This is a genomic window from Luteibacter sp. P4_E6 (assembly GCF_056401535.1).
This window is the reverse complement of the sequence record NZ_JBFUJE010000229.1, coordinates 1-6319: the sequence shown is the minus strand read 5'-3', so window position 1 is coordinate 6319 and position 6319 is coordinate 1. Positions and strand designations below refer to the sequence as shown.

Here is a 6319-nt window from a genome sequence, read left to right as displayed (position 1 = left end):
CCGTTGAATGGCTTCCAGTGGCGCGGTGCGATACAGCGACTGGCCTCCCTCCGGCGCTGCATCGCCCCGGACTTCATGGGACTGGGGTACTCCGATATTCCGAAGGAGCAATCCCTGGCGCCACGGGCGCAGGCGCAGATGCTCGCCGCCCTGCTGGACAGCCTGGGTGTGACCTCGGTCGACATCGTCGCCAGCGACAGCGGCACGGCCGTGGCTCAACTATTCCTCTGGCACTACCCGCAGCGGGTCCGAACGCTCCTGCTGACCAATGGCGATGTCGAAGTCGACAGCCCGCCTGCCGGCGTGAAGCCGGCGATCGACATGGCGAGGGCCGGCAAGCTCGCCGATGTCACGGCGACGTGGCTGACGGATCAAGCGTCGGCGCGATCCACCTTTGGCGCCGCCGTTTATCGTGATCCGTCCACACTGACAAATGCATCGMTCGCGTATTACGTGACGCCCTTGGTGAGCTCGCCGCTGCGACGTTCGCAGTACGAGTCGTATCACCTCGAACTCGCGACAAATCCCCTGGTCGGTGTCGAAGCTGTGCTTTCCCGCAGCCCGGTCCCTACGCGGATGGTATGGGGCGCGAAGGACACACTCTTCGCCGTGAGTGACGCCCGGTATCTCGAGCGGACGGCTGGACAGTCGCGAGGCGTTCGCCTCGTCCCCGAAGGGAAGCTGTTCTTCCAGGAGGAATACCCGGAGGTGATCGCCGACGAGGCGAGGCGACTCTGGGGTGCCTGAGTAACCTTCATGGCGATCGTGCGGGCGTCCATGTGAAAAAGCATAGCCAGCTTGTCGCTATGCACGATTCCGTGAAACGATGGCTCCATTAGTCTGAAAGCATGGACGCTGCCATCCAAGCCCCTGGGGGAGAACACGTGACCTTCCTCGATAGCGCGATGCTGCTCGGCGTCGGCGTCCTTGCCCTCGACTTCCTGTCTTGGCGTTTCCTGCGCTTCGGCGGCAGGAAAGGCCACACGTTCGTGCGGATTCCACTCTTCCTCCTGCTGTCTTATGTCCTTTGGACACATGGCATGGTGCCGTTCGACGAGGCGCCCTGGAAAGGCGAGCCGCTGCGGCACTTTGTTGCCCAGGTGCTGGAACTGATGTGGTGGCTGCAGTTCGCGCAGATCGCCACGGCCTTGATGAGTGCCTTCGTCCTTCCGCAGGGGCTGCGCGAAAAACTCTTCCGCGACGTCGTGCGCGCCCTTACGTTCATGGGCGCCCTGGTCGCCGGCCTGGTTTTTGTCGTCAACCTTCCGATCGGCGGCCTCCTCGCGACCTCGGGCGCCGTGGCCATCGTTATCGGCCTCGCGGTGCAGAGCACGCTCGCGGATGTTTTCTCCGGCGTCGTGCTCAGCGCGACAGAACCTTTCAGCATTGGCGACTCGGTCACCATCGGTGATATCCAGGGCGAGGTCATCGAGAGCAACTGGCGTGCGACCACCTTGCTCAACGGCGACGGCAACACGGTCATCGTGCCGAACAGCTCCGCGGCCAAGTCGAACATCATCAACCAGAGCCGTCCGGAGAAGACCCACGGCGTGGATGTGCCTGTGCAGGTCACGACGCACGCCCGACCGGCCAGCGTGATCGCCGCGCTGACCGATGCGGTGACCAGCACCCGCGGCATTCTCGCGACGCCCGCGCCGACGGTGACCGCGACCGGACTCCACGGGAAACATGTCGATTACCGCGTGGTCGTCTACGTCGACGCGATGAGCGCGAAGGTGAAGGTGCGCAATCAACTCATCGACCAGATCCATCGGCACTTCCTTGCCAACGGCATCCCGCTTTCTTCTGGCCAGCCGGTGCATGACCTGTCCAAGGACGCGGTCAGCCTGCTTCGCGAGATCGAAATGTTCCGTTCGCTCAGCGAGGCGGAGCTGGGCCAGCTCGCCGACGCGATGGACAGAAAGCAGTTCGAGCCGGGCCAGATGATCTACGAGGTGGGCGTGCAGTGCCCGGACGAGCGCCGCGCGCTTTACATCGTCACCTCCGGCGGGGCCGGCCTGCTCGCGGAACACGCCGGACGCTACGTCGAGATCGCGCGTCTTTCACCGGGCGACGCCGTGGGCAGGGCGGGCGTGCTCACGGGTGAGAGTGTGCCCATCAAGCTGCGCGCCATCGGTCACGTGTCGGTTGCCTGGGTGCCCAAAGCCGCATTGACGCCGATCCTGCAGGCCAATCCAGCTGCCGGACAGGACATGCTGGACGGACTCGTCGCCTTCCAGGCGATCGCCTCCGAGGCGTTCAAGGACCTGCCCGTGCAAACCGATTCGCACGCGGATATCTTCCACCGGTTGCTTGCGGGCATGCGTCGCCTGCATGGCCTTTCGCAAAGGCATTGAACGTGGCTTATGTCAGGCCGGAACCCCGGCTTAGCGAACTGCAGGCGCGACGCGATTGATGCTCTCGACCGATCAGCCGCATTTCTCCAATGTGTTCCGGCGCATGACCGGCGAGACGCCAAGCCGCTGGCGGCTGGACAACAGGCCCCCCGCGCTCCGCGTGCTCACGTCCCAGGGGTGAAAGTGCGGATCAGCCGCCTTGCAGTGCCGGTTCGGCCGCTCGCAATTTCCTGCCGGGGCGGCTGGGCAGCGCGTGCCGCCAGATACGCCAGATGACCTGGCCGAACTGACGGGGCAGGGAGCCGGTGTTGTAGTGCTGGCCGTAGCGTGCGCAGATCTCTTTCACTTCAACGGCGATCGTGGCGTAGCGATTGGCCGGCAGGTCGGGGTAGAAGTGATGTTCGATCTGGTGGCTGAGGTTGCCCGACAGCACGTTCAGCAGCTTGCCGCCCGAGATGTTGGACGAGCCGCGAAGCTGGCGCAGGTACCAGTGACCACGCGATTCATTGCGGATCGACTCCTTCGGAAACACTTCGGCGTCAGCGGTGAAGTGGCCGCAGAAAATGATGACGAAGGTCCAGATGCTGCGCAGCGTGTTGGCAAGCATGTTGCCCAGCAGCACCGGCAGGAAGAACGGACCGGCCAGCAGCGGGAACACTACGTAATCCTTGAGCAGCTGACGACCCATCTTGCGGCGTACCGGGCGGAAATCGTCGCGCATCTGCGCGGTGGATTTCTTTCCGGCGAACCAGCGGCCCACACGAAGCTCCTGGATGGCCACGCCCCACTGGAACAGCACCATGAACACCATGGCGATGACCGGCTGCATCAGGTAGAACGGGCGCCAGCGCTGCTCAGGGAAAATACGCAGCAAGCCATAGCCGATGTCGTCGTCCATGCCGCGGACGTTCGTATAGGTGTGGTGCTGGAAGTTGTGCGTCTTGCGCCAGTTGTCRCCGGTCGCGACGATGTCCCACTCATAGGTATGGCCGTTGAGCTTGGGATCGTTCATCCAGTCGTACTGGCCGTGCATGACGTTGTGGCCCAGCTCCATGTTCTCGAGGATCTTCGACAGGGCGAGCAACACGACGCCGGCGATCCACGCGGGAATCAGCACGCTGTGGACGAAGGCGCCGAGGAACAGGAGTGCGCGGCCGGCAACGCCGCACCAGCGCACGGAGGCCACGATCTTCCGGATGTACTTCGCGTCACGCTGGCCGATATCGGCGGTGACCCGGGCGCGGATGGCGTCGAGTTCATCACCGAAGGCCTGCAGGTCGGCGGGCGAGAGAGTGCGGTTGCGGACACGGCTCATAAGGGTACTCAGAGGTCCAGAATCAGGTCGGTGCTCGGCGCGCTGATGCACAGGCGCACTTGCGAAGAAGGTTCGCTGCTGAGATCACCGGTAAGGAGTTGGCGCGTGGTGCCCGACTGGCGCCCACAGGCACAGGTGTTGCAGATGCCCATGCGGCAGCCGTGGCGCGGACGAATGCCCTGCGCTTCGAGGCCTTCCAGCAGCGACTTCCCGCGAGGCAGTTGCAGCGTGCGACCGCTGCGCGCGAGATGCACCTCCACGACGCCTTCGTCACCGTCGACGCGTACAGGAACGCTGAAAGCTTCAGCGTCGAAGTGGGCGACCTTGCCGTCCAGGCGGCTGCGAGCGGCCTGCACGAAGCCACCCGGGCCGCACGCAAGAACGCGACGCCCGGCGAGYGCGGCGATCGCATCCAGCGACACGGTGTCGATGCGCGGATCCGGCGAGGCGTCCTCGCGGGTGAGCAAATAACGCACACGCAGGCGAGGATGGGCGGCCGCCAGGGCGTCCAGCTCGTCGACGAAGCACAGCTCGTCGCGGCGGCGTGCCCAGTACATCAGATCCACGTTGACCGGCATGCCGCGGGCCGCCAGCGAGCGAAGCAGCGCACGCATCGGCGTGATGCCGCTACCGGCGGCCAGGAGCAGGAGGTCGTCCTTCCCGTTCGGCAGCGCCATGTCGCCGAAGGCCGCTCCCAGCGCCACCACCTCACCGATCCGCGCGTCGCGAGCCAGATGGCCGCTGACCCGGCCGCCGGTGATCGCCTTGACCGTGATCGCAAGGTTCCCGTCGTCCAGGACGGTGGGGCTATAGCTGCGTTGCAAACGTCGCCCTTCGATCTCGACATGCACGTTGACGTGCTGGCCGGGGAGCAATCCCCGCCAATGGCGATTGGGCCGGAGAACGAGCGTGACCGCATCGCGGCTGGCCTGGGAGCGGGACACGAGCCTTGCCAGCGGCTGCTCCAGGGTCCACAGCGGGTTGATCCGCGTGGACCAGAAGTCGAACAGGGCCGGCGAGACCACGCGCCGGGCCAGGCGGACGGGCCACAGGGGCCGGGGGGCGAGAATCGCGTTCATGGGGGTCACTATACGCATGCTCATACACCTGTGTATACAGTTGTGCATTGGTGTCGACGGGTTATGATTGACCCTGCTTCCTTCATCGCCGCCCCATGACCTCGATCATCCTGACCCCGTCATCCGTCCTTCCGCTGCCGCGGAAGCCTGCGATTGCGCGTGAGGACCTGATCGTGGCCGCCCTCAAGCTGATCGGGCCGCACCGCAGCCTGTCGACGGTGAGCCTGCGCGAGGTAACGCGTGAAGCCGGCATCTCGCCGAACAGCTTCTATCGCCAGTTCCGCGACATGGACGAACTGGCCATCGCCCTGATCGACCTGGCCGGCCGCTCGCTGCGCACCATCATCGGCCAGGCGCGCGAGCGCGCCACGTCCACCGACCGCAGCGTGATCCGTGTGTCTGTCGAGACGTTCATGGAACAGCTGCGCGCGGACGACAAGCTGCTGCATGTGCTCCTGCGCGAAGGCGCGGTCGGCTCCGATGCCTTCAAACAGGCGGTCGAACGCGAATTGAGCTACTTCGAGGACGAGCTGCGGGTCGACCTGATCCGGCTGGCGGCCGCCGAGCGCGCCAGGCTGCATGAGCCCGCACTGGTGTCCAAGGCGATTACCCGCCTCGTGTTCGCCATGGGTGCTGTGGCGATGGACCAGCCGCCCGAGCGCGACCCCGAGCTGATCGAACAGATCTCGCAGATGCTGCGCATGATCATTACCGGGGCTCGCGTGTTGGATACCTCGGCGTCCTGACCTCGCCGTCCTGAACCGCGCGGTCGATCCACGTGCAAAATCGGCAGGTTCCCGGCAAGTCCGGTGACTGCCGCTCCCGCCAACGTCATGATGGCCTTGGGACAGGGAGAACACATGCCAGCACAGCATCGATCACGGCACGCGGCCGGAGCCAAGGTCGCGGCCATCCATCTCGACGAACTGGACCTGGCCACGCTGCGTCAGCTCGATGACACGAGCTTTCTGGCCATCGGTCGCCTCGACTGTGAGGTGTGCGGCCGCCTGGCCAGACTCGGGCTTGTCCTGAAGGAAGTTGACGAGTACTGGAAGATTACGCCGGCTGGCCGGCGCGTCATTCGCGCCCGGGAAGTCATTCGTCTCAGGAGCTAGTGGCAAACGAGCACYGGGATATCCGTGCTCAAGAGCACCTTATGCGTCTCGCTGCCGAGCAGCAGCCTGTCCAGCCCGCGGGTACCGTGCGAGCCCATGACGATGAGGTCGCAACCCTCGCGCGCCGCGATACTCACGATCTCGCAGTAGGGCCGACTGTCGACCACGGTTCGGCTGGTGAAAGGAACGCTGGCCGCCTGCGCCCTGGCGCACACGTCACTCAGATAATCGTGTGAACGTCTCGCCACGGCTTCCAGCAACGCCTCCGCTCCCTGGATTGCCTCAGCAATGACGGCAAAGGCTGGCGAGGGCGGCTCGACGCACAGCACGAAGACCTTTGCGCCGATTCGCGATGCCAAGCCGATCGCCTGATCCGCTGCGCGCCCCGCCGCGTCCGATCCGTCTGTCGCAATAAGGATGTGCTTGAACATGTTCGCCCTCGCTTTGTTGGCT

At 64.9% G+C, this 6319-nt stretch carries 7 protein-coding genes; 4 read left to right on the top strand and 3 right to left on the bottom strand.

Annotation, left to right across the window (positions count from 1 at the left end):
• Together AC1DT2_RS13805 and AC1DT2_RS13800 are read left to right on the top strand one after the other, a co-directional pair.
• The coding region (locus AC1DT2_RS13805) for an alpha/beta fold hydrolase (protein ID WP_477296897.1) at positions 1–747 on the top strand (747 nt) is incomplete at its 5' end.
• 137 nt (positions 748–884) lie between these two features.
• Positions 885–2357, top strand: coding sequence for a mechanosensitive ion channel domain-containing protein (locus AC1DT2_RS13800; protein ID WP_477296895.1), 1473 nt, complete (start codon positions 885–887; stop codon positions 2355–2357).
• 190 nt (positions 2358–2547) lie between these two features.
• Here AC1DT2_RS13800 and AC1DT2_RS13795 read toward each other — a convergent pair whose 3' ends face one another.
• A complete protein-coding gene (locus AC1DT2_RS13795) occupies positions 2548–3672 on the bottom strand; it encodes a fatty acid desaturase family protein (protein ID WP_477296893.1) in 1125 nt (374 codons plus the stop codon).
• A gap of 8 nt (positions 3673–3680) precedes the next feature.
• Positions 3681–4751, bottom strand: coding sequence for a ferredoxin reductase (locus tag AC1DT2_RS13790; RefSeq protein ID WP_477296899.1), 1071 nt, complete (start codon positions 4749–4751; stop codon positions 3681–3683).
• A 95-nt stretch (positions 4752–4846) separates the two neighbouring features.
• Between AC1DT2_RS13790 and fabR the strand changes: the two genes are divergently transcribed.
• Both fabR and AC1DT2_RS13780 read left to right on the top strand, forming a co-directional pair.
• Complete coding sequence (fabR, locus tag AC1DT2_RS13785) at positions 4847–5497, top strand: HTH-type transcriptional repressor FabR (protein ID WP_213947226.1); 651 nt, start codon at positions 4847–4849, stop codon at positions 5495–5497.
• 114 nt (positions 5498–5611) lie between these two features.
• Entirely contained in the window at positions 5612–5866 is a 255-nt protein-coding gene (locus AC1DT2_RS13780) for a hypothetical protein (protein ID WP_477296891.1), read from the top strand.
• Here AC1DT2_RS13780 and AC1DT2_RS13775 read toward each other — a convergent pair.
• Positions 5863–6297, bottom strand: a complete 435-nt coding sequence (locus AC1DT2_RS13775) for a universal stress protein (RefSeq protein ID WP_477296890.1) — start codon at positions 6295–6297, stop codon at positions 5863–5865. The genes AC1DT2_RS13780 and AC1DT2_RS13775 overlap by 4 nt on opposite strands.
• Between the last annotated feature and the right edge of the window lie 22 nt (positions 6298–6319).